Below are 22,373 nucleotides of genomic sequence, written 5' to 3' on the forward strand. Positions count from 1 at the left end.
ACCCGGGCGTTATAGGTGAGCGTGTTGCAGCACAATCAGCAGGTTTGATCGGCTGAGCATATATAACTACACCCCGCTCCCTGCGTGCCTTTGATTGACTGCTGCCTTCCGCCATCCATGAGGCAGCGACAATGACCACCGACACCCTGACGCCTTTCAAGAGCCATGAGCGCTATTTCAACCAGCAGATCCCCACCTGGCTGAGCCATGCCAGCACCCATGCCATCAAAGAGCTGCATCAACGTCAACTGCCTTGCGCGCAGAGTGCCGCAGATACCGACGCGCAACTGCGCCAGGCATTGAGCGACAGCCTGAGGCGTACCCAGGCCTCCAGCGCTGCGGCCGCCCGGGTTTTGAGGCAAATCAAGGGAATCAGCGAGTTTGCCGAGCCGCTGCTACGCGCTGAAATAAACAAGCGCTTGGCGCTGGATATCAGCGTAACGGCCAATGAGCTGGTGCACATGCGCGATGATGCTTCGTTGCGCGAAGATCGCCTGGCCTCGGTGTTGATATCACGCCAGCCGTTATTGCAGGCGGCCTTGCAGAATTTTACTGCAAGCGACGCAGAGATCTTTCGCACCGATACCTACAGTGCGGTGACGGCGGTCGGTGCCTTGCAACCTTTCCCCTCGACAGTGGACCCTGAGCGGCGCGCCCATCAATCCATCCGTTACGCCAGCAAGCTGCCCATCAGCCCCCAGCAGTTTGCAAAGCTGTGCCGGGAGCTGGATATCGGCCAACAGTACCAGGACCATCTCAAGTCGATTCTAGATGCCGCCCACAGTCGCGACGCCGTGCGCCGCACGCTGGTAGCAGCGGCCAGGGACCGCTGCGAAAGCAACGTGCACGCGGCGCGTATCGCCGGCCACATCAGCGAGCCGGCTTACCACATGCTCAAGCAGATGCTCAGGCAGTCGGCAAGCGCCCCGGCGACACAGACCTTGAGGGTCGACAAGGTGTATGAGAGTGGCAACAGCGCGTTCGACGGCTCGCGTTGCTACCTGCTCAACCTCTTCGGTAGCACCCTGGGCGGCGGTTTTCTATTGCTTGGCCCCGATCCTGCCGGCCAGGCGCTGCCGGTGCCGGTCGTGGTGATAATGCCGGGCGATGCCAAGCCTGTGCAGGAATACGACTCCTACGCTGATTTTTACCGCAGCCTCAAGGCGCGCCTGCAAGACCCGCAGTTCCAGGGCTTTTTCAGTCGCTTCGTCGGGCGCCGCGGGCAATCCACCGTATTCGCTCAATTGAAGCAAAGCGACAACTGGCACGCGCACCCACCCAGGCTTCAGGAAATACGCGGCGAGTGCTTCGACTACCTGCACAGCGCGATGTTGGCCAGGGCCTGGGACGACGCCAGGACCCTGGCGGTGCCGACCGCTGACGTCGATCGCGACGCCTGGTTGCAGGAGCTGAACCATTACCTGGGCCTGGGCTTTAGTATGCTCAACGTAGCCGCGTTCTTCGTGCCGGGCCTGGGCGAGGTGATGATGGTGGCCCTCGGTGCGCAGCTGCTGGGCGACCTGTTCAACGGCCTGCAAGCCTGGGAGGCCAATGACCAGCAGCAGGCTATCAGCTACTTGCAGTCCTTCGGTATCAACCTGGCTATCACTGCCGGACTGGGTGTGGCTGCGGGAGCCGCGGGCGCAGCGTTGAGCCAGCCGCTGGCGATCGATGCGCTGGAAGTGGTCGAGCTACCAGGGGGTGAGGTCCGCCTGTGGCGACCGGATCTTGCCCCTTACCAGCAAAGCACAGCACTGCTGGAGGGCCACTTTGCCGATGCGCAAGGCATTTACCGGGTCGCAGGCAAACGCTACATCCGCATCGAGGGCAAGCCATTGGAAATCACCCAGGATTCGCACCTGGGCAAATGGCGTGTCGAGCACCCCGACGACCCTCAGGCTTACCGGCCTGTACTTGAGCATAACGGTGAGGGTGCCTGGCATCATGCGCTGGAGCGCGTCGACAGTTGGCCACGCCCGACCCTGGTGCGCAGGCTCGGGCACGCCTTCGAAGGTTGGGCAGACGCGGCGCTTGAGCGCATGGCCGACATCAGCGGCGTCAGCGATGCTGAGCTGCGTGCGGTCTACAGTGACGACCAACCCGCCCCGGCAGCCTTGCTCGACGTCAGGCGGCGGTTTGAAATCGATCGCCTGATCGCGGCACAGATCGACAATGTCAGGACCGGGCAGGGGTTGCAATCAGGCTTCAACTACCCGGTATCGCTGCTGCCGGAGTTACCGCGCTGGCCGCAAGGCAAAGCCGTCGAGCTGTATGACAGTGCCGAACTGTGGGGGCAACCGATGGTGTATGGTCGTGCGCAGCCTGAGGTGGCCGCCATCAAGCTCTCGCGCAGTGACCTGGCCGCAGGACGCCTGATTCGCAGGGTGGTAGAGGGTTTGAGCGTGGCCGAACGCAGCCGCTGGTTTGGTAATGACCACTTGGCCCGCGACCTTGAAGCCGAGATCGGCCAGCAACTGGCTGAGCAGATGCAGGCATCAAGGTCACGGATTTTCGACAGCCTGTACCTGAATGTGAGTGAACCGCTCGACCCCCTGCAAACGGCGTTGCAGCGGGATTTCCAGGGGCTGTCGCGGCCGCTCGCCGAAGCCTTGGTCAAGGCGGCCAGCGAAGTTGAGCGCAGCCGCTGGCAGGCTTCCGGGCGGGTGCCGCTGACGCTTGCCAAACGGGCCCGCGAGGCGTCGCGCCAGGTACGCCTGTCACGCGCTTGCGAAGGCCTCGAAATCAGCTACCTGGCCAATGACGACAACTACCGGCTGGCCCTGCATTTGTTGCCGGAATTGTCCGGCTGGAGCGACTCGGTTCATTTGAGCGTGCGCCGCGACAGTGTGTCCGGCACTGAGCTCGACAGCATTGGCAGCGCGGGCGCGACGTCGCGAAAAACCCTGGTTAAAAGTGCCCAGGGCTGGCGCGCTTTCGACGAAAATGACGCCGAGTTGAGCGGGCTTGAGACAGCGGATCACGGCTTCTTCACCAGCCTGCTGCAGGCTTTGCCCGATAGCGAGCGCGTGGCGCTTGGCTTGAACATCGGTGACAGCACCGCACTGCGCCGCGCCCTGCTGGTGCAGGCGGCGCGTCAGCCTGCCAAGGCGCGGCTGGCGTTGGGCATGGCGGTGGAGCAGGGGCGTTTCAGGCCGCCCCTGCCGGTCGGGGCCGGGCGCCGTGGCTATCCCTTGGGTGGTACGATCGGGCGCTTGTTGCCGCGCACGTATGAGCAGCGTCTGCGCAGCCTGTTTCCCGACAAGACCGATGAACAGTTGCGCGATATTGTCCGTAATGCGGTTTTGCAGGGTGAAAACCTGGAAAATTTAGTCGGCGATCTGGAGCAGGAGCTGGAAGCCGAACGCCAAGGCCTGTCGTCGTGGGTGGAACAGGGGGCTACAAACACGGCCCGCGAAAGGCGCCGGCAATTGGCGATGCAGTTGCTGGATGTCTGGCAACTGCGCAGCAGGGCGCCACTTGAGGTCAGCGAGTATCAAGTGGATGGGGCGCCCGGCTACGTACTGACACTCAACTCCCCCAGGGTTGATGCGCTGCCGCCTCTTACGAGCGCCGTCGGCCAGATTCTCGAACTCGAGTTGAGCAGCATGACGGCCATCAGTGAGTTGCCGGCAGAGTTCTTGAGCGCCTACCCCAATCTGCGTCGCTTGAGCGTACGTCACACGCCGATCACGCAAATCCCGCAGAACATTGGCCAACTGAGTGAGTTGCGGGTGCTGGATCTCACCTATAGCCGAACAGGGTTGGCCCACCTGGCGCGCTTGGGCGGGCTTCGGCGTTTGTGGTCGCTGGATCTTCGGGGCGTGTCGCCCTCGCCGGTCACTGTCACGGCCGAGCAACTGGCGCCCTTGCGGCAGCTGTCCGGCTTGCGCTTCTTGTCACTGATGGAGAACGAAGCCAGCTTCGGCCCAGGCGCGTTTGCCGAATTGGCCGGGATGCCGAACCTGCGCCGGCTGTACCTGACGCGCAACAACATTACCCTGAGCGAAGCCGATGTCAGTGAGCTGGCGGGCATAACCAACTTGCGTGAGTTGTCCATGGGCCATAACCCGCTGGTGCTTACTCCGGACATTCGCCAGATGCCGCGGCTGCGCCTCTTGGCGTTGCCGGACGCGCACATCACTGGCTGGCCGCTGGGGCTTGAGACCACCGCGAACTTTGACGTTCGCCTCGAAGGCAATGCCATTATCGAAGTGCCTGCTGGCGCCGGACGAATGCCGCGGCTGTTGTTTGGCTACGAGGGCATGAGCGAGGCGCTGACTACCCGCTTGATTCGTGAGCGCATGGCGGTTCAGGCCGAGCCCGGGGCGGACGTGCGTATCGAGGAGGTGCTGGATGACGGAGGGGACACCGACCTGAGCGCCTATCAGCAACTGACGCAAGAGCAGGAGCACACCGCGCTGGAGCTGTTTCGCCTGCCTGAGTCACGCTCGTTCAGGCGTTTACTGGCCCGGTTGCTGACCAACGGACAAGTAACCGAGCCTCAGGCTGTGCAACTGATCGAGGCGGCTGCAGCGGACCCTGAACAACTGGGCAGGCAACTGTTCGCCCAGGCAGTTGACGCCGATACCTGCGAGGACCGCGATATCGTGGTATTCAGTGACCTGCAGGGGCTGCGAGAGGCCGATCAGGCACTCGGTCAGGGTGGCCAGGCAAGTCGACAGTTGCTGGCCCTGGGCATCAGCCGCTGGCGCCTGCAACGCCTGCGCACCTATGTGGCGGAGCAGATCCGCGGCTGGCAGGCCGATCCGCAGTTCGTGCACTTCATCGATGCGATCGAAGTGGAACTGTATTACCGGATTCATCTGGCTGAACGCCTGGGCTTGCGTCATCAACCGACAGAAATGATCCATGGCCATACGGTGTTCTGGGTCACCAGCGATATGCTGGCTGAGGCTGCGCGTATAATCCGCCAGGATCAGGCGGCTCTGCTGCCTGAATGGATGACCCAGGAAATCTATTGGCAAGATTACCTCAAGCGCAGGTATCGCGCGCGCTACGAGGCGCTACAGGCTCAACTGGCCGGCATCTTCGATCCTGCGACCGGTTTCATGGAAGACTTGCAACGGCTACGAGGAACGCAAGCAGACCTGACGACGCCGCTTCCTGTGGTAGCGGGGGAGACGGCTGAACAGCTGGCCTCGGCATTTGCGCTGGCACCAAGCGAGCTGGCGCAGCTAGCGTACGATGAAGCCACATGGATTCAGGCCTACAGGAAACTGCAGGATGCCCGGGAAGTGAGGGAAAACGAGCTTCCAGGGGTGCTGACAAAAGAAGAAATTGGACGTGATGCTGGTTGAGCCAGCAAAAAAAACCGAAGCCCAGGCTTCGGTTTTTTTTTCGCTGCCAGCCGATCAGGCCGGGAACAGCTCGCTCAGTTTCATCGACAGCATCATGTCGCCTTCAACGCGCAGCTTGCCGCCCATGAAGGCCTGCATGCCGTCGGTTTCGCCGCTGACGATACCCTTGAGGGTGTCGCTGTCCAGCACCAGGGTGCAGTTGGCGTCGGCGTTTTCGCCTTCCTGGATTTCGCAGGTGCCATCCTTGACGATGAGGGCGTAGTGCTTGTCTTCGTCAGTGATGTTGAAACCGAATACCAGGTCCAGGCCAGCGGCGGCGGCTGGGTTGAACTTGGCTTTCATCGCTTCGACGGCTTTTGCTACATCGCTCATGGTGTGTTCCTTATTAAGTGATTTGCGTGACGGGTGAGGTCACAACGAGCCGGGGTTCATCGGTAGGTGATGAGCTCCGGCGCCTTCAACAGCTGCACATGGGCCTGACTGTTGAAGGAAGCCAGGGCCACCTCGCGGCCGCGAAACTTCAGTTGGCTGAGCGAGGTGTTGATGATCTGCCAGTTCAGCTCGAAAGCCTGGCCGGCAGTGATACGGGTTACCAGGTGGAGCAGGGCGGCAATGGTGCCGCCCGAGGTGAAAATGGCAATGTTGTCGCCGTTGCCGGCCTGTTGCAGCACCCGCTGCAGGCCGCCATCGACCCGCTGGACAAAGCCCTGCCAGCTCTCGGCGCCTTCGCAGGCATGTTCGCCGCCGTGCCAGCGCTGCACCAGCAAGGCGAACAGGCGCTGGAACTCGCTGCGGTTCTGGGTGCCGTTGCGTAGCACGTGCAAGGCTTCCGGCTCGTCCGGCAACAGGCCGGGCAGCAGGCCGCGGATCACGCCGTCGGCATCGAATTCGTTGAAGGCGTTGTCGGTTTCCAGCGTGGGCACTTCGCAACCGGCGTTGTGCATCACTGCCAAGGCCAGTCGCGCGGTGTCCTGCTGGCGGCGCAGGTCGCCGGCCAGGCAGCGGTCCAGGCGCAAGCCCAGTTGCGCCAGGTGCTCGCCCAAGGCCTCGCTCTGGCGCATGCCCACGGGCGAGAGGACGTCGTAGTCGTCTGCACCAAATGAAGCCTGGCCATGTCGAATCAGGTAGATACTGCCCACGTCGTCCGCCTGCGCTAAGGATGAGCCGAGGTTAGGTTGCCGCTGTCAGGCTGTCAACGAAAAAACATACAAGCGTTTGAAAAGAGCGTTTGAACTGCATTGCCGAAGATTTCCTGCGCTGGCAGGGGCAGGGCGGCCTCGGTATGCTTGACTATCGGTTCGCGCCGCACGGGCGCAGGCATGTTAAGGAGTTACTGTGGAGTTTCTTGCAGAGTACGCAAGCTTTCTCGCCAAGACCGCGACCCTGGTGATCGCGATTCTGATTGTCCTCTCGGCAATTGCCGGTCTGCGCGGCAAGGGCCGGCGCAAGGGCGGCGGCCAGTTGCAGGTCAATAAGCTCAATGAGTTCTATAAAGACTTGCGCGAGCGCCTGGAAAGCAGCTTGCTGGACAAGGCCCAGTTAAAAGCCTTGCGCAAGCAGCAGGCCAAGGCCGAAAAACAACTGAAGAAAAAGCCCGAAGAAAAAAGCCGGGTGTTCGTCCTCGACTTCGACGGCGACATCAAGGCCTCGGCCACCGAGAGCCTGCGCCATGAAATCAGCGCGGTGCTGAGCCTGGCCACGGCCCAGGACGAGGTGGTGCTGCGCCTTGAAAGCGGCGGTGGGATGGTCCATAGCTATGGCCTGGCGGCCTCGCAACTGGCGCGTATTCGCCAGGCTGGCGTGCCATTGACCGTGTGCATCGACAAGGTCGCCGCCAGCGGTGGCTACATGATGGCCTGCATCGGCGACAAGATCGTCAGCGCACCCTTTGCCATCCTTGGTTCGATCGGCGTGGTGGCGCAGTTGCCCAACGTCAACCGCCTGCTGAAAAAACACGACGTCGACTTCGAAGTGTTCACCGCCGGTGAATACAAACGCACCGTGACCGTGTTCGGCGAGAATACCGAAAAAGGCCGGGAGAAGTTCCAGGAAGACCTGGACATCACCCACCAGTTGTTCAAGGACTTCGTCTCGCGCTACCGCCCGCAGTTGCACATCGATGATGTTGCCACCGGTGAGGTCTGGCTCGGCGTTGCCGCGCTGAACAAGCAACTGGTCGACCAGTTGATGACCAGCGACGAGTACCTGAGCCAGCGCGCCCGCGAGGCCAACCTGTATCATCTGCACTTTGCCGAGCGCAAAAGCCTGCAGGAACGTGTGGGCCTGGCAGCCAGCGGTTCGCTCGAACACCTGGCGGTCAAGCTCTGGAGCCGTCTCAGTGGCCGGCTGTGGTAACCGGCTAGCCCTGCAACGCCCAAGCATTAATTAGCACCCTGGCGGTGCTTGCGGCAGGTCTCCTAGGCATTCAAGCCAACAGGAGACTTGCCATGACCACCCCCTCTTCACTATCCGTTCCCGGCCTGCATGGCCCGTTCATTTCGCAACGCCTGCCGGCCTGGCTTCGCCATGCCCGGCCCGAAGACTTCGAGCGCATGGGCGCGCAGTTGGTTGCGCTCGCCGCTGAGCCTGGCCGATGGACGCCTGGGCTACCCGCTCAGTGGCCGTGGGGCGGTGGGCAGTCGATTCGACAACAGCTTGCTGAGCCAGGTCCGCAGCCTGTATCCGATTCTGGAGCCGCAAGAGGCGCAGCGTTTGCTTCAGGAACTGGGCGCGACCGAGGTTGAGCAGGCCCAGGCGCTGGAACAGCGTCGGCAAGAGTACCGGCAGTTGAGTGAAACGTTGAAGCAATGGGCCGGCCAGGAGCAGGATTTAGGGTTTGGTGCGATGGTAGCCCCGGCAAACTCGCCGGCGCTGATTCGGGTAGTTGAACGAATCAAAAAGGCCTGGCGCCGGGAAACTGCCCGTATCCACGCCGGTGACGGACGCTTTATCGGCTACCGTCTGGACTTGAGCAACTGGCGTCTGGGCGCGCTGCCGCCGTTGACCGCAGATTTCAGTCACATTGGCGACCTGGTTCTCTCGGCAATGGGCTTGCGATCAGTGCCGGCAAGCTTTCTGCAGGTTTTCAGCAGGCTGCGCTGGCTCGACCTCAACGGCAACCGCCTGACCGGGCTTGACGAGGCAATCGGCGAGCTGCAGGGCCTGACCCGGCTACAAGTACGCCATAACAACCTGGAGATGACCGAGGCGACCCAGGCGGTGCTGGGGCGGCTCACGCAATTGAAACTGCTGTATCTGGATGACAATCCGCTGGGCCAGCCACCTGCAGTCGCAGCAATGTCGCAGTTGCTCAACCTGTCTTTGCGAAGCACCCAGATCAGCACCTGGCCTGACGGGGTGTTCGAGCTTGAGCGGCTGGTAGTGCTGGATTTGCGCCTCAACCGGATTCGCCATATACCCGAGGCGGTACTGCAGACCACGCCGCAGGTTGTGAGGGTCAATGGCATCACCAGCCTGCATGGCAATCTCCTGGATCAATTCAGCCTTGAGCGGCTCGAAACTTACCACCAGCGCACTGGCGTGCATTTCCAGGTAGTGCAGAACCTGCGCGGGCCGCACCTTATAACACCTGAATCGCCTGTAGCGCTCTGGTTGACCGGCGTCGACGCGGTCAGAGCGGAGCAAATCAAAAGCGATTGGGCCGTTCTGGCTGACATGGCGGGAAGTGGCGAGTTTTTCCGTCTGCTCAACGATTTACCCGGCACCGCCGATTTTCGCCTCGATTACACCGGGTTGCGCGAGCGTGTACTGAACGTGCTCGCTGCTGCCAAAAGCGATACAGAAGTCCGCGCTTCGTTGTTCGAATTTGCCAATGGCTTGGATACCTGCGGCGACGGCGTCATTCTGGTGTTCAGCCAGTTTGAGGTGCTGGTGCTGGTGCAACAAGCGAAGCAAGCCGGGACAGTGGTCGGCGCCGAATACGCGCTGGTCAACCTGGCTCGTGGCACAAGCCGTCTGGATGCGGTGGAGCGGATTGCCTTGCGTGATATTACTGCGCGACGGGCGGCAGGGGTGCCTGTTGACGATGTGGAAGTGCGTTTGGCCTATCGCATTGGTCTGGCCGAACGCCTGGACCTGCCGGGGCAGCCGCAAAGCATGCTGTTCGGGCGCATAGCCAATGTGACCCAGGCGCAGCTTGAGGCCGCTGAAAACGAGGTGCTTGCGGGGGAAACGCCAGAGCTCCTGAAGGCTGAGCTCTCGAGTCGGGACTTCTGGATCGAGTTTCTCAAAAATAATTACAAGTCTCGATTCGAAGAGGCCAACAAACCGATTTCTGCCCTGCAGAATCAGTTGGACCTCGACGCAGACACGATTACGTCCCAGGAATATAAGGAAAGAAGCGATGCCAACCTTGAAAAGGCAAAGGAGGTTGAGCGCGAACTGATCGAGACACTGACCGCGGATATCTGGAACAGCGTGCCGGACCAGGTTACCCATCTATGAACCACTTGGCTCCCATGCCTGGCCGGGTTCGGGAGCCGCTCTCTTACACATGCCATTACACAAGCACCGGCGTGACAGGTGCCGGTTGCGTAACACTTTGCCCTGGTGCGACTCCAGTCTCGATACATGGAATTTTTCCAAGAGTCTGCAGGAGTACGCCGCTTGAACAGTTTTTGCTCGCCATCGGCCCAAGCCGCATGTCAGCTACCGGTAGGGGCGTCCCAGCGACGTGGCCCGTTGCGTGCTGGGGAGCGTGTCCAGCTCAGTGATGAACGTGGCCATCTGAATGTCATCTGCCTGGCGCCGGGCGGGCATTTTCACACCCACAAAGGCTATCTTGCCCATGACCACATCATTGGCCGCCCGGACGGCTCGCGGGTAACTGGCAGTCAAGGCCGGCAGTACCTTGTCTTCAGGCCGCTGCTGAGCAATTTTATCCAGTCCATGCCGCGAGGTGCAGCAGTGGTCTATCCCAAGGATGCCGGCCAGATCGTGACCATGGCCGACATCTTTCCCGGGGCGCGGGTGGTCGAGGCTGGCGTTGGCTCCGGGGCACTGTCCATTGCGTTGTTGCGTGCTGTAGGTGACCACGGTTACCTGCACTCGATCGAACGCCGCGAGGAATTCGCCGATATCGCTCGTGGCAACGTCCAGAGCCTGTTCGGGCAGGCGCATCCGGCCTGGCGGGTAACGTTGGGAGATTTGCAGGAGCAGGTACTCAAGCACGAAGCTCCGGGTAGCATCGACCGTGTGGTGCTCGACATGCTGGCGCCGTGGGAATGCCTGGAGGCAATCGCCGAGGTGCTCGTCCCGGGCGGCGTCTGGATTAGTTATGTTGCCACCGTCACCCAGCTGTCACGTACGGCGCAGGCGATTTGCGCCGATAGGCGCTTCACCGAGCCACAGGCCTGGGAATCGATGGTTCGTGGCTGGCACCTTGAGGGGTTGGCGGTGCGTCCTGAACACCGCATGGTCGCGCACACCGGCTTCTTGCTGCTGACCCGGCGCTTTGCCGACGGGGCAGGGCCATTGGTGTCGGTGGGGCAGAAGAAAGCTTTTGCCGATGAAGACCTTCAAGCCTGGAACGCCATCGAGACGACCAGGCGCCCCACCTCAGGCCGCAAGCTGCGCCGGGCTGCGAGGGCTGCGGCAGAGGGTACGGGGTTAATGCAGGATGAGCAACGATCTGGAGATTGATCGCCGGGCGACTCGGGTCGCCCGGCAATGCATTCAGCGACGACGGAACAGCGGTTGCGGTTCGTCAGTGGCGGCCTGGTAGGTCACCGAGAAGTCCTGCAGGCTCTTCAGCGCTTCGACCGGGTCCTTGTCGGCACGCAGGGCAAAAGCATCGAAGCCGCAACGCTTCATGTAGAACAACTGGTCGCGCAGCACGTCGCCAATGGCGCGCAGCTCGCCGGTGAACTTGTAGCGGTCACGCAGCAGGCGCGCGTTGGAGTAGTTGCGCCCGTCGGTGAAGGCCGGGAAGTTCAGGGCAATGACCTGGAACTGGTTGGCCACTTCGCCGATTTCTTCGGCTTCTTCGTCGGCGTCCAGCCAGACGCCCAGGCCGCCGTCGCGGGCCTTGAGCATATGGCCGTGTTCACGCCACAGCTGCAGCGGCACGATGTAGTCGTCGCAGTTGGTCACTTCGTCGATGTTGAAATCCTTGGGCAGCAGGTGCCAGGTTTCGTCGACGATCTGGTTGTTCTTAATGATTCGCTGCATAGACGCGTTCCTTGAATGGGTCGATGCCAATACGTTGGTAGGTGTCGATGAAGCGCTCGTCTTCGGTGCGTTTTTCAACGTAGACGTCGATCAGCTTCTCGATCACATCCGGCATGTCGTCCTGGGCAAAGGAAGGGCCGAGGATCTTGCCCAGGCTGGCGTCGCGGCTGGCGCTGCCCCCCAGGGAGACCTGGTAGAACTCTTCGCCTTTCTTGTCCACCCCGAGGATGCCGATATGGCCGACGTGGTGGTGACCACAGGCGTTCATGCAGCCGGAGATGTTCAGGTCCAGTTCGCCGATGTCGAACAGGTAGTCGAGGTCGTCGAAACGACGCTGGATGGACTCGGCGATCGGGATCGACTTGGCGTTGGCCAGCGAGCAGAAGTCACCGCCCGGGCAGCAGATGATGTCGGTCAGCAGGCCGATGTTCGGCGTGGCCAAGCCGTTCTCGCGCAGCTCCAGCCACAGGGCATGCAACTGGCTCTGCTCGACGTCGGCAAGAATGATGTTCTGCTCGTGGGAGGTGCGCAGCTGGCCGAAGCTGTAGCGCTCGGCCAGGTCGGCCACGCTATCCAGTTGCTTGTCGGTGAGGTCGCCGGGGGCGACGCCGGTAGGCTTGAGCGACAGGGTCACGGCGACGTAGCCAGGGCGCTTGTGCGCCAGCACGTTGCGCGCGCGCCAGCGGGCAAAGCCTGGGTGCTGCTGTTCGAGCTCGCTGAAGTCGAGGTTGTCCAGCGCCTTGTAGTCCGGGTCGACAAAGTGCTTGGCCACGCGGTGCACTTCGGCCTCGGTCAGGGTGGTGCTGCCGCCGCGCAGGTGGGCCATTTCGGCCTCGACCTTTTCGGCGAACACTTCAGGGGTGAGCGCCTTGACCAGGATCTTGATCCGCGCCTTGTACTTGTTGTCGCGACGGCCGTAGCGGTTGTACACCCGCAGGATCGCGTCCAGGTAACTGAGCAGGTCCTGCCAGGGCAGGAACTCGTTGATGAAGGCGCCGACCACCGGGGTACGGCCCAGGCCGCCACCGACCAGTACGCGAAAGCCCAGCTCGCCGGCTGCGTTGTACACAGGCTCCAGGCCGATATCGTGCACTTCGATGGCCGCGCGGTCGCTGCTCGAGCCGTTGATGGCGATCTTGAACTTGCGCGGCAGGTAGGCGAATTCTGGGTGGAAGGTGGTCCACTGGCGGACGATCTCGCACCAGGGGCGCGGGTCGATCACTTCATCGGCAGCGACACCGGCGAACTGGTCGGTGGTGACGTTGCGCAGGCAGTTGCCGCTGGTCTGGATCGCGTGCATCTGCACGGTGGCAAGCTCGGCCAGAATCTCGGGGATGTCTTCCAGGGCTGGCCAGTTGTACTGCACGTTCTGCCGGGTGCTGATGTGGGCGTAGCCCTTGTCGTAGTCGCGCGCGATCTTCGCCAGCATCCGTGTCTGGCGCGAGGTCAGCTGGCCATAAGGCACGGCGACCCGCAACATCGGGGCAAAACGTTGGATATAGAGGCCATTTTGCAGGCGCAGGGGGCGGAACTCTTCTTCGCTCAGTTCACCGGCCAGGTAGCGGCTGGTCTGATCCCGGAACTGCTTGACGCGGTCCTCGATGATCCGCTGATCGTACTCGTCGTATACGTACATAGGGGTCCTGTTCTCAAGCTGCTTGCAGCTAATCGCGCGCACGGCCGCGCACTCCGGTGCGGAGCCGAGGAAAGATAGCAGTTTGCGTTTATGCGCAAAAGTGAAGTTTTTGCATATGAAAAGAACCATTTGGACTAAGTGAGACTGACTGGCATTTGTCCAATGTGCCACTACGGGCGGTTATAATTGCCGGTTTGAATAGCGGGAGCGTCAACGCATGCTCAAGGCCTTGTGCCAAAGCCTTTGCCTGAGCCTGCCACTGGTGGCCGGTGCGCAGGCGGCTTCAGTGGTGTTTCTCAATCCGGGCTATTCCAACGAGACTTTCTGGGTCAGTTATTCGCGTTTCATGCAGGCTGCCGCCGACGATCTGGGCCTGCAGTTGCGTATCCAGTACAGCGAGCGCCGGCCGGAGCTGGCGCTGACCCAGGCCCGTGAAGTGCTCGAAGGCCGTCAGCGCCCCGATTACCTGGTGCTGGTGAACGAGCAGTACATTGCTCCGGAGATCATCCGCCTGTCCCGCGACAGCGGGGTAAAGCTGTTCCTGGTCAATAACGGCCTGACACCGAATCAGGTCGAGCTGATTGCCAGCCACCCGGACAAATACCCGCCCTTGCTCGCCACCCTGGTGGGCAATGACGAGCAGGCCGGCTACCAGATGCTCAAAACCCTGATTGCCCTGCGTGCCCGCCCGGGGGTGACCCGGCCGTTGGAGCTGCTGGCGTTTTCCGGGCTCAAGACCACCCCGGCCTCGCAGTTGCGCGAGCAGGGCATGCGCCGCGCCCTGGCCGAGCACCCCGAGGTGCGCCTGCGCCAGGTGGTGTATGGCGGCTGGGGCCGCGAGCGTGCCTACGAACAGGCCCGCCAGCTGTTACAGCGCTACCCGAAGGTCGAGCTGGTGTGGTCGGCCAACGACGAAATGGCCTTTGGCGCCATGCAGGCGCTGGAGGAAGCTGGGCGCGTGCCGGGCAAGGATGTGCTGCTGAGCGCCGTCAACAGCTCGCCGGCGGCGTTGCAGGCGCGCATCGACGGGCGCCTGAGCGTGCTCATGGGCGGACACTTTTCCCTCGGCGGCTGGGCCATGGTGTTACTGCACGATGATGCGCTGAAACTGCCAATCGACCGAGATGGCCGGCGCGATTACCAGGTGCCGGTGCTGCAGATGATCGACCCGCAACGGGCCCGGCGCTGGCTGAACCTGCAGGATCAAGCCGACTACGGCCTGGATTTCAACCGTTTCAGCGCTCAGGGCCATGCGCCGGATTACCGCTACCCGTTTCTCAACGCCCCGGTCGAATATTGAAATACCCCTGCTTGAGCAATGGCCATTGCTGAACTTAACTGCTACGGGTGACATGCATTCCCATAAACACTACAAGAGGCGATGCAATGGGAAATTCGACCAAAGCGGGTAAGCCTGACAGCAGTGTCGATGCCTGGGCGATACTCTGTCTGATCATCCTCGTGGTAGTGACCGCCGTGTACTGGGTCAGCCACCAGTGACATCACCCGATGGGTAACAGTGAACCGCCCGCAGAATGGACATCTGCGGGCGGACTGCTTTTCAGCGGGCGGTCAGGTGCATGGCCAGTTGCACCAGCCCGATCAATACCAGAATGAACAGCAAGGTGAACACGGTGCCCAGCGCGATGAAGTGGCTGGCCTTGCCGTGGTTGAAGTCGCGGGCGCGGTTCTTGCCGCTTTGCACCCCGAAGGCCGCTGCCAGGATGCTTTGCAGCATCTGCCAGAAGGTCGGGGGTTTGCCTTGGGCGGGTTCGTCCATGAGGGGCTCCTGGTTAAAAGGCATCCCCTCTCAGTGTAGACGGAAGCTGCAAGCTATGAGCCTCAAGCTACAAGAGGCTGATGCGCCTTCTTGCAGCTTGCAGCTTGTAGCTTGAAGCTTGCAGCTTCAGTTGTCATAACCAAGGTTAGGCGCCAGCCAGCGCTCGCTCACGCTCAGCTTCTGGCCTTTGCGCGCGGTGTAGCTCTGCACCTGGTCCTTGTCGACCTTGCCGACGGCAAAGTACTGCGCCTGCGGGTGGGCGAAATACCAGCCGCTGACCGCCGCCGCCGGGAACATGGCGAAGTGCTCGGTGAGGAACACGCCGCTGGGCCCGGTTTCGCCGATGGCGGTGCCGTCGAGCAGGCGGAACAGGGTTTCCTTCTCGGTGTGGTCCGGGCAGGCCGGGTAGCCCGGGGCAGGGCGGATACCCGAGTACTGCTCCTTGATCAGCGCCTCGTTGTCCAGGTGCTCGTCCTTGGCGTAACCCCAGTAGTCCTTGCGCACCTGTTCGTGCAGCCACTCGGCGCAGGCCTCGGCCAGGCGGTCGGCGAGGGCCTTGACCATGATCGAGTTGTAGTCGTCGCCCTTGTCCTGGTACGCCTTGGCCACTTCCTCGGCGCCGATGCCGGCGGTGGTGATGAAACCGCCGACGTAATCGGTGATGCCGGTGTCTTTAGGTGCGACGAAGTCGGCCAGGGAGAAGTTCGGCTTGTTGTCCGGCTTGATGGTCTGCTGGCGCAGGTGGTGCAGCTGCGCCAGTGGCTGACCATCGGCGCCATAGACTTCGATGTCGTCATGGTTGACCTGGTTGGCCGGCCAGAAACCGAACACCGCGCGGGCGCTGATCAGCTTTTCGTCGATCAGCTTGGCGAGCATTTCCTGGGCATCCTTGAACAGCGCGGTCGCGGCTTCGCCGACCACTTCGTCAGTGAGGATGCGCGGGTACTTGCCGGCCAGGTCCCAGGAGATGAAGAACGGCGTCCAGTCGATGTACTCGGCCAGTACCTTGAGGTCGATGTTCTCCAGTACCTTGACGCCGGTGAAGCTCGGCACCACCGGCTGGTAACCGGCCCAGTCATACTTGGGCTTGGCGGCGATCGACTGCTCGTAGCTCAGGCGCTCGGTGCGGGCGCTGCGGTTGGCGGTGCGCTCGCGCACCTCGATGTAGTCCAGGCGGGTCTTCTCGACGAAGCCTGGCTTGAGTTCCTTGGACAGCAACTGGGTGGCGACACCCACCGCGCGTGAGGCGTCGGTGACGTAGATCACCGCGTCGTTGCTGTACTTGGGCTCGATCTTCACCGCCGTGTGGGCCTTCGAGGTGGTGGCGCCGCCGATCATCAGCGGCAGGTGGAAGTCCTGGCGCTGCATTTCGCGGGCAACATGGACCATCTCGTCCAGCGACGGGGTGATCAAGCCGGACAGGCCGATGATGTCGCATTTTTGCTCGCGGGCGGTCTGCAGGATCTTCTCGGCCGGGACCATGACGCCGAGGTCGACGATGTCATAGCCGTTGCAACCGAGCACCACGCCGACGATGTTCTTGCCGATGTCGTGCACGTCGCCCTTGACCGTGGCCATGAGGATCTTGCCCTTGGCTTCGGGCTTGTCGCCTTTTTCCAGTTCAATGAAGGGAATCAGGTGCGCTACCGCCTGCTTCATTACCCGCGCCGACTTGACCACCTGGGGCAGGAACATCTTGCCGGCGCCGAACAGGTCGCCGACCACGTTCATGCCGCTCATCAGCGGGCCTTCGATCACCTCGATCGGGCGCGCGCATTGCTGGCGGCACTCTTCGGTGTCTTCCACGATAAAGGCGGTGATGCCCTTGACCAGCGCATGTTCCAGGCGCTTGCCAACCGGCAGCGAGCGCCATTCCTCGTTCTCGACTTCCTTGACCGCGCCACCGCCCTTGTAGTCGTCGGCGATCGCCAGCAGGGCGTCGGTGCCTTCCGGGGTGCGGTTGAGCACCACGTCCTCGACCCGCTCGCGCAGCGCCGGCGGGATCTCGTCGTAGATCTCCAGCTGGCCGGCGTTGACGATACCCATGGTCAGGCCGTTCTGGATCGCGTGGTAGAGGAACACCGAGTGGATCGCCTCGCGCACCGGGTTGTTGCCACGGAACGAGAACGACACGTTGGAAACACCGCCCGAGCTCAGGGCGTAGGGCAGGTGGTCGCGGATATAGGCGCAGGCTTCGATGAAGTCGACGGCGTAGTTGTTGTGCTCCTCGATGCCGGTGGCAACGGCGAAGATGTTCGGGTCGAAGATGATGTCTTCGGCCGGAAAGCCCACTTCGTTGACCAGGATGTCGTAGCTGCGCTGGCAGATCTCGCGCTTGCGCGCGGCGGTGTCGGCCTGGCCGACCTCGTCGAAGGCCATCACCACCACGGCGGCGCCGTAGCGCTTGCACAGCTTGGCGTGATGCTTGAAGGCCTCGACGCCTTCCTTCATCGAGATCGAGTTGACGATGCCCTTGCCCTGGATGCACTTGAGGCCGGCTTCGATCACTTCCCACTTGGAGGAGTCGATCATGATCGGTACGCGGGAGATGTCCGGTTCACCGGCGATCAGGTTGAGGAACTTGACCATGGCCGCCTGGGAATCGAGCATCCCTTCGTCCATGTTGATGTCGATCACCTGGGCGCCGGCCTCGACCTGCTGCAGGGCGACTTCCAGCGCTTCGGTGTAGTTCTCTTCGCGGATCAAGCGGGCGAACTTGGCGGAACCGGTGATGTTGGTGCGCTCACCGACGTTGACGAACAACGAGTTGCGGTCGATGGTGAACGGCTCAAGGCCCGACAGCCGGCAGGCTTTGGGGATGTCGGGAATGGCCCGTGGCGGGTACTTGGCGACCGCCTCGGCAATCGCCTGGATATGCCCCGGGGTGGTACCGCAGCAGCCGCCGATGATGTTCAAGAAGCCGCTGGCGGCGAACTCTTCGACCACCACGGCCATTTCGGCCGGGGTTTCGTCGTACTCACCGAAGGCGTTCGGCAGGCCGGCGTTGGGGTGCGCCGAGACATGGGTGCCGGCTTTGCTCGACAGCTCTTCGAGGTAGGGGCGCAGGTCCTTGGCACCGAGGGCGCAGTTCAGGCCCACCGAGATCGGGTTGGCATGGCGCACCGAGTTCCAGAACGCTTCGGTGGTCTGCCCCGACAGGGTGCGGCCGGAAGCATCGGTGATGGTCCCGGAGATCATGATCGGCAATTGGACGCGGTCTTCCTCGAACACCTGCTGCACGGCGAAGATCGCCGCCTTGGCGTTGAGGGTGTCGAAGATGGTCTCGATCAGGATCAGGTCGGCGCCGCCAGCGATCAGGCCGCGGGTCGCCTCAAGGTAGTTTTCTACCAGCAGGTCGAAGGTGACGTTGCGATAGCCCGGGTCGTTGACGTCGGGGGAAATCGAGCAGGTGCGGCTGGTGGGGCCGAGCACGCCGGCAACGAAGCGCGGTTTGTCCGGGGTTTCGAGGGTCTTGGCATCGGCGACCTGACGGGCGATGCGTGCGCCTTCGAGGTTAAGCTCATAGGCCAGCGACTCCATGCCGTAGTCGGCCTGGGAAATCTGCGTGGCGTTGAAGGTGTTGGTTTCGAGAATGTCGGCGCCGGCGTCCAGGTAGGCCTTCTCGATGGCGGCGATGACGTCGGGGCGCGACAGCAGCAACAGGTCGTTGTTGCCTTTGACATCGCTTGGCCAATCGGCGAAGCGCGTGCCACGATAGTCGTGTTCCTCGAGGCGGTAGCTTTGGATCATAGTACCCATGCCGCCATCGAGAATCAGGATGCGCTCTTTGAGTGCTTGCTGAAGTGCTTGGAAACGAGCGCTGCGGTCAGACATAGGACTACCTGGTCGGGCAAAAACAAAAGTTGCGGAATAATAACAAAGCTGCGCGGTTTTTAGACGTGTTGAAGATTTACATGAATTTCATTCATGTTGGCACGCCGCCAGCACCGGTAGAATCGTGAAGCTATCAATACCCAGGACATTCGGCACATGGTGCATCGCTTTCTTGCCGGCGCTTTCGCTCTGTTCATCAGCGGCGTGGCGTTGGGGCAAGCCCCTCAATCAAGCTCGGCTATTTCGTATACCCGGGACATCCAACCGATCTTCACCGAGAAATGCGTGGCCTGCCACGCCTGCAACGACGCGGCCTGCCAGCTCAACCTGGGCAGTGCCGAGGGCGCCTCGCGCGGTGCCTCCAAGGTGCCGGTGTACCAGGGCGAGCGCAGCAAGGCGGTCGCGCCGACGCGCTTGTTCTACGATGCCACCAGCACCGAAGGCTGGCAGCGCAAGGGCTTTTACTCGGTGCTCGACAACCAGGGCAGCCAGGCCGCGCTGATGGCGCGCATGCTCGAGCTTGGGCACAAGACCCCGCTGACGCCCAACGCCAAGTTGCCCGAGGAGATTGTCCTGGGCCTGAACCGCAACAACATGTGCCCATTGCCCGGGGAGTTCGACGCCTATGCCGGCGCGCACCCGAAAGAGGGCATGCCGCTGGCAGTTAACGGCCTCACCGATGCCCAGTACCAGACCCTGCAGCGCTGGCTGGCGGCCGGTGCGCCGGTGGAGCACGAGCCGATCCAGCCGAGCGCCAGGGAGGCCGCGCAAATTGCCGACTGGGAAGCGTTGCTCAACCGCCCCGGTTCGACCGAAGCGCTGGTCGGGCGCTGGCTGTACGAGCACCTGTTCCTTGCCCACATCCACTTTGTTGGCGGCGAGCAGGGGCATTTCTTCCAGTGGGTACGTTCGCGCACCCCAAGCGGCCAGCCGATCGACCTGATCGCCACGCGCCGGCCCAACGACCCGCCGGGCACCGACTTCTATTACCGGCTGATGCCGGTGCAGGGCGTGATCGTGCATAAAACCCACATCACCTACCCGATGGGCCCGCAGAAGCTCAAGCGCGTCAAGCAGCTGTTCTACAGCGGCGACTGGCACGCCAATGCGCTGCCTGGCTACGGCCCGCGTCATCGCGCCAACCCGTTCGAGACCTTCGAAGCGATCCCGGCGGTGGCCCGTTACCAGTTCATGCTGGATAACGCCGAATACTTCGTGCGCACCTTCATCCGCGGCCCGGTGTGCCGAGGCCAGATTGCCACCGACGTGATCCGCGATAATTTCTGGACGCTGTTCCAGGAGCCGGCCCACGACCGTTACCTGACCGATGCCGAGTACCGCGGCCAGGCCACGCCGCTGCTGGCGATGCCCGGGCAGATCGACGACGTCGGCAGCATCCTGACCCTCTGGCATGCCTACCGCGACAAGCGCAACGAGTACGAAAAGCTGCGCCGCGAGGCCTATGCCGAAGTGCCGCCGCCGAGCTGGTCGACCCTCTGGGCCGGCAACGACAACGCGCTGCTGACCATCTTCCGTCACTTTGACAGCGCCTCGGTGAGCAAGGGCCTGATCGGTGACGTGCCAAAAACCATCTGGCTGTTCGATTACCCGCTGTTCGAACGCACCTACTACCAGCTGGCGGTCAACTTCGATGTCTATGGCAACGTCTCGCACCAGGCGCAGACGCGGCTGTACTTCGACCTGATCCGCAATGGCGCTGAGGTCAACTTCCTGCGCCTGATGCCGGCCGATGCCCGTGGCGCGATCCTCAGCGACTGGTACCAGAACGGCGGCAAGGTGAAGATGTGGATGGACTATGAGGACATCGACACCGACACCCCGAGCGCACTGAAACTCGACAAGCGCGACCCCAAGCGTGACTTCGGTCTCAAGCTGATCCAGCGCACCGGCAGCCTCAACGCCGCGCCCGACCCGATCAACCGCTGCCAGGGCGCCTATTGCTCGCGGCCGCAAATGAGCGAGGAGTTCCGTGATGTCGAGCAGTCGCTGAGCCGCCTGGTCTCGCGCCCGGCGGCGGGCCTTAAGGTGATCAATCAGTTGCCTGAAGCGACCATGCTGCGCATCGAAGGGCAGGGCGGCCAGCGCCAGGTCTACAGCCTGTTGCGCAACCGCGCGCACAGCAACGTCGCCTTCATGCTCGGCGAGGCCTACCGCTACCAGCCGGGCCTGGACACCCTGACCCTGGTGCCGGGCGTGCTCAGCAGCTACCCCAACTTCATGTTCAACGTTCCGGCCAGCGATGTGCCGGAGTTCGTCGAAGACCTGGAAGCGGCTCGCGACGACACCGCCAGGTTCGAGCGCATCGTCATGCGCTGGGGTGTGCGCCGCAGCCATCCGCAGTTCTGGCAGTACTTCCACGACCTCGACAGCTACATCAAGGAGACCGACGCGGTGGAGTCGGGGGTGCTCGACATGAACCGCTACGAGAACCTGTAAGCATGACCGCCGGGAAGGTCGCCTGACCTTTCCCGGCAACCTGTGGTCCGAGCTCTCATGCGGCCCCGGTTCCGGCCGGGGCTTGAGTGGGACTTGAGACGCAGGTAACCGGATGCTGTATTCGCTTCAGGCTTTAAGGGCACTTGCCGCCTGGGTGGTGGTTTGCCATCACTTCATGCAGATTTTCTTCGACTTCCATGCCAGTGGCCCGATTGGACAGTTCTTGACTGACCGCGGCGCCGTGGGCGTGGATGTGTTCTTCGTCATCAGCGGTCTGGTGATCTACCTCTCGACCCGCGACAAGGCCATGCCGGCCCGGCGCTTTCTGCTCAACCGGGCGCTGCGCATCGTGCCGGCCTACTGGTTCTACACCGCACTGATGGCCTTGCTGCTGGTCGCCGCCAGCCAGTGGATGCCGCACCAGGCCATCGACCTTGAGCATTTTCTCTTGTCGTTGCTGTTCATTCCGGCCGAGAACCCCGGCGGTTACGGCCAGTACCCGACCCTCAATGTCGGCTGGACCCTGAACTACGAGATGTTCTTCTACCTGCTGTTCTCGCTGGTGTTCGTGGTCCGCCAGCAACACCGGCTATTGCTGGTGGCGTTAGCATTGCTGCTGGTCAGCGAGGTGCTGACCCGCGCCGGGCTGCTCAATCACTTCTACCGTAACAATATCGTCTATGAATTTTTGCTCGGTATCGGCATCGGCGTGCTCTACCGGCGCGGCTGGATCGCCCAGGGCCTGTGGCTGCCGCTGGCGATCCTGGCGGCGGCGGGGCTGGCGATCTATCACCTGGATGCCTCGATGCGCTTGCTGCACTGGGGCGTGCCGAGCGCGTTGATTGTTTTCGCCTGCATTGCCCTGGAGCCGTACTTCAAGGGCAACCGCCTGCTCAAGGCGCTGGGCGATTGCTCGTACTCGGTGTACCTGATCCACGTGCTGGTGCTGTATGCCGGCTGGTTTGCAAGCGAGCGCCTGAACCTCAGCCCGTATGCGGTATTTGCCCTGTGCGTACCGTTGATCGCCGGGCTGTCGTGGGCCAGTTACCTGCTGCTGGAAAAGCGTTTGTACCGGCGCATGAGCGCCTGGTTCGAGGCCCGGCGCGGCACGCCAGTGGCGGTAACCCTTTCCTGACAGAATTACTAGGACTTTGTTCGG

The 22,373-nt window shown here is 62.2% G+C and carries 13 protein-coding genes; 7 read left to right on the forward strand and 6 right to left on the reverse strand.

Annotation, left to right across the window (positions count from 1 at the left end):
* The first annotated feature begins 131 nt into the window (after positions 1 to 131).
* Positions 132 to 5,318 carry a dermonecrotic toxin domain-containing protein gene (locus ACZ9A3_RS08820; protein ID WP_476252401.1) on the forward strand — a complete coding sequence of 1,729 codons (5,187 nt, stop codon included), beginning with the start codon at positions 132 to 134 and terminating at the stop codon, positions 5,316 to 5,318.
* A gap of 54 nt (positions 5,319 to 5,372) precedes the next feature.
* On the opposite strand, the gene ACZ9A3_RS08825 is transcribed toward ACZ9A3_RS08820, so the two are convergent.
* Complete coding sequence (locus tag ACZ9A3_RS08825; protein ID WP_045198572.1) at positions 5,373 to 5,690, reverse strand: SCP2 sterol-binding domain-containing protein; 318 nt, start codon at positions 5,688 to 5,690, stop codon at positions 5,373 to 5,375.
* A 56-nt stretch (positions 5,691 to 5,746) separates the two neighbouring features.
* Positions 5,747 to 6,457 (reverse strand): histidine phosphatase family protein, encoded by a 711-nt coding sequence (locus ACZ9A3_RS08830; RefSeq protein ID WP_093383652.1) that lies wholly within the window; start codon positions 6,455 to 6,457, stop codon positions 5,747 to 5,749.
* 196 nt (positions 6,458 to 6,653) lie between these two features.
* Between ACZ9A3_RS08830 and sohB the strand changes: the two genes are divergently transcribed.
* The 3 genes from sohB (at position 6,654) to ACZ9A3_RS08845 (ending at position 10,979) form a co-directional block, all read left to right on the forward strand.
* On the forward strand, positions 6,654 to 7,673 hold the full coding sequence (gene sohB, locus ACZ9A3_RS08835; RefSeq protein ID WP_093383647.1) for a protease SohB: 1,020 nt from the start codon (positions 6,654 to 6,656) through the stop codon (positions 7,671 to 7,673).
* A gap of 129 nt (positions 7,674 to 7,802) precedes the next feature.
* Positions 7,803 to 9,782 (forward strand): NEL-type E3 ubiquitin ligase domain-containing protein, encoded by a 1,980-nt coding sequence (locus tag ACZ9A3_RS08840; RefSeq protein ID WP_476252402.1) that lies wholly within the window; start codon positions 7,803 to 7,805, stop codon positions 9,780 to 9,782.
* 162 nt (positions 9,783 to 9,944) lie between these two features.
* Positions 9,945 to 10,979: a tRNA (adenine-N1)-methyltransferase gene (locus tag ACZ9A3_RS08845; protein WP_258597567.1), complete on the forward strand. Its 1,035-nt coding sequence runs from the start codon at positions 9,945 to 9,947 to the stop codon at positions 10,977 to 10,979.
* A 33-nt stretch (positions 10,980 to 11,012) separates the two neighbouring features.
* On the opposite strand, the gene ACZ9A3_RS08850 is transcribed toward ACZ9A3_RS08845, so the two are convergent.
* The gene (locus ACZ9A3_RS08850; protein ID WP_045198582.1) at positions 11,013 to 11,507 is read right to left on the reverse strand and encodes a DUF934 domain-containing protein; all 495 of its coding nucleotides are present in this window, start codon (positions 11,505 to 11,507) and stop codon (positions 11,013 to 11,015) included.
* A complete protein-coding gene (locus ACZ9A3_RS08855) occupies positions 11,491 to 13,143 on the reverse strand; it encodes a nitrite/sulfite reductase (protein WP_093383634.1) in 1,653 nt (550 codons plus the stop codon). The genes ACZ9A3_RS08850 and ACZ9A3_RS08855 overlap by 17 nt, the downstream gene beginning before the upstream one ends.
* A 217-nt stretch (positions 13,144 to 13,360) precedes the next feature.
* Here ACZ9A3_RS08855 and ACZ9A3_RS08860 point away from each other — a divergent pair, with 217 nt between their 5' ends.
* Positions 13,361 to 14,443: an ABC transporter substrate-binding protein gene (locus tag ACZ9A3_RS08860; protein WP_045198586.1), complete on the forward strand. Its 1,083-nt coding sequence runs from the start codon at positions 13,361 to 13,363 to the stop codon at positions 14,441 to 14,443.
* Positions 14,444 to 14,704: 261 nt separating this feature from the next.
* Here the strand turns inward: ACZ9A3_RS08860 and ACZ9A3_RS08865 are convergent, their stop codons facing one another.
* On the reverse strand, positions 14,705 to 14,923 hold the full coding sequence (locus tag ACZ9A3_RS08865; protein ID WP_010223692.1) for a DUF2970 domain-containing protein: 219 nt from the start codon (positions 14,921 to 14,923) through the stop codon (positions 14,705 to 14,707).
* A gap of 126 nt (positions 14,924 to 15,049) precedes the next feature.
* Positions 15,050 to 18,757 (reverse strand): methionine synthase, encoded by a 3,708-nt coding sequence (gene metH, locus ACZ9A3_RS08870; RefSeq protein WP_213601507.1) that lies wholly within the window; start codon positions 18,755 to 18,757, stop codon positions 15,050 to 15,052.
* Positions 18,758 to 18,913: 156 nt separating this feature from the next.
* Between metH and ACZ9A3_RS08875 the strand changes: the two genes are divergently transcribed.
* Together ACZ9A3_RS08875 and ACZ9A3_RS08880 are read left to right on the forward strand one after the other, a co-directional pair.
* Complete coding sequence (locus tag ACZ9A3_RS08875; RefSeq protein WP_476252403.1) at positions 18,914 to 21,214, forward strand: fatty acid cis/trans isomerase; 2,301 nt, start codon at positions 18,914 to 18,916, stop codon at positions 21,212 to 21,214.
* Positions 21,215 to 21,326: 112 nt separating this feature from the next.
* Positions 21,327 to 22,349, forward strand: a complete 1,023-nt coding sequence (locus ACZ9A3_RS08880; RefSeq protein WP_093383619.1) for an acyltransferase family protein — start codon at positions 21,327 to 21,329, stop codon at positions 22,347 to 22,349.
* Positions 22,350 to 22,373 lie beyond the last annotated feature (24 nt).

The sequence above is a fragment of the Pseudomonas sp. TE4620 genome (genome assembly GCF_056279045.1).

Bases quoted from the DNA above. Each gene is read 5' to 3' on its own strand.
- ACZ9A3_RS08820 (WP_476252401.1), top strand. From the start codon at position 132: ATGACCACCGACACCCTGACGCCTTTCAAGAGCCATGAGCGCTATTTC.
- ACZ9A3_RS08825 (WP_045198572.1), bottom strand. From the start codon at position 5,690: ATGAGCGATGTAGCAAAAGCCGTCGAAGCGATGAAAGCCAAGTTCAAC.
- ACZ9A3_RS08840 (WP_476252402.1), top strand. From the start codon at position 7,803: ATGGCCCGTTCATTTCGCAACGCCTGCCGGCCTGGCTTCGCCATGCCC.
- ACZ9A3_RS08850 (WP_045198582.1), bottom strand. From the start codon at position 11,507: ATGCAGCGAATCATTAAGAACAACCAGATCGTCGACGAAACCTGGCAC.
- ACZ9A3_RS08855 (WP_093383634.1), bottom strand. From the start codon at position 13,143: ATGTACGTATACGACGAGTACGATCAGCGGATCATCGAGGACCGCGTC.
- ACZ9A3_RS08860 (WP_045198586.1), top strand. From the start codon at position 13,361: ATGCTCAAGGCCTTGTGCCAAAGCCTTTGCCTGAGCCTGCCACTGGTG.
- ACZ9A3_RS08865 (WP_010223692.1), bottom strand. From the start codon at position 14,923: ATGGACGAACCCGCCCAAGGCAAACCCCCGACCTTCTGGCAGATGCTG.
- metH (WP_213601507.1), bottom strand. From the start codon at position 18,757: ATGTCTGACCGCAGCGCTCGTTTCCAAGCACTTCAGCAAGCACTCAAA.
- ACZ9A3_RS08875 (WP_476252403.1), top strand. From the start codon at position 18,914: ATGGTGCATCGCTTTCTTGCCGGCGCTTTCGCTCTGTTCATCAGCGGC.
- ACZ9A3_RS08880 (WP_093383619.1), top strand. From the start codon at position 21,327: ATGCTGTATTCGCTTCAGGCTTTAAGGGCACTTGCCGCCTGGGTGGTG.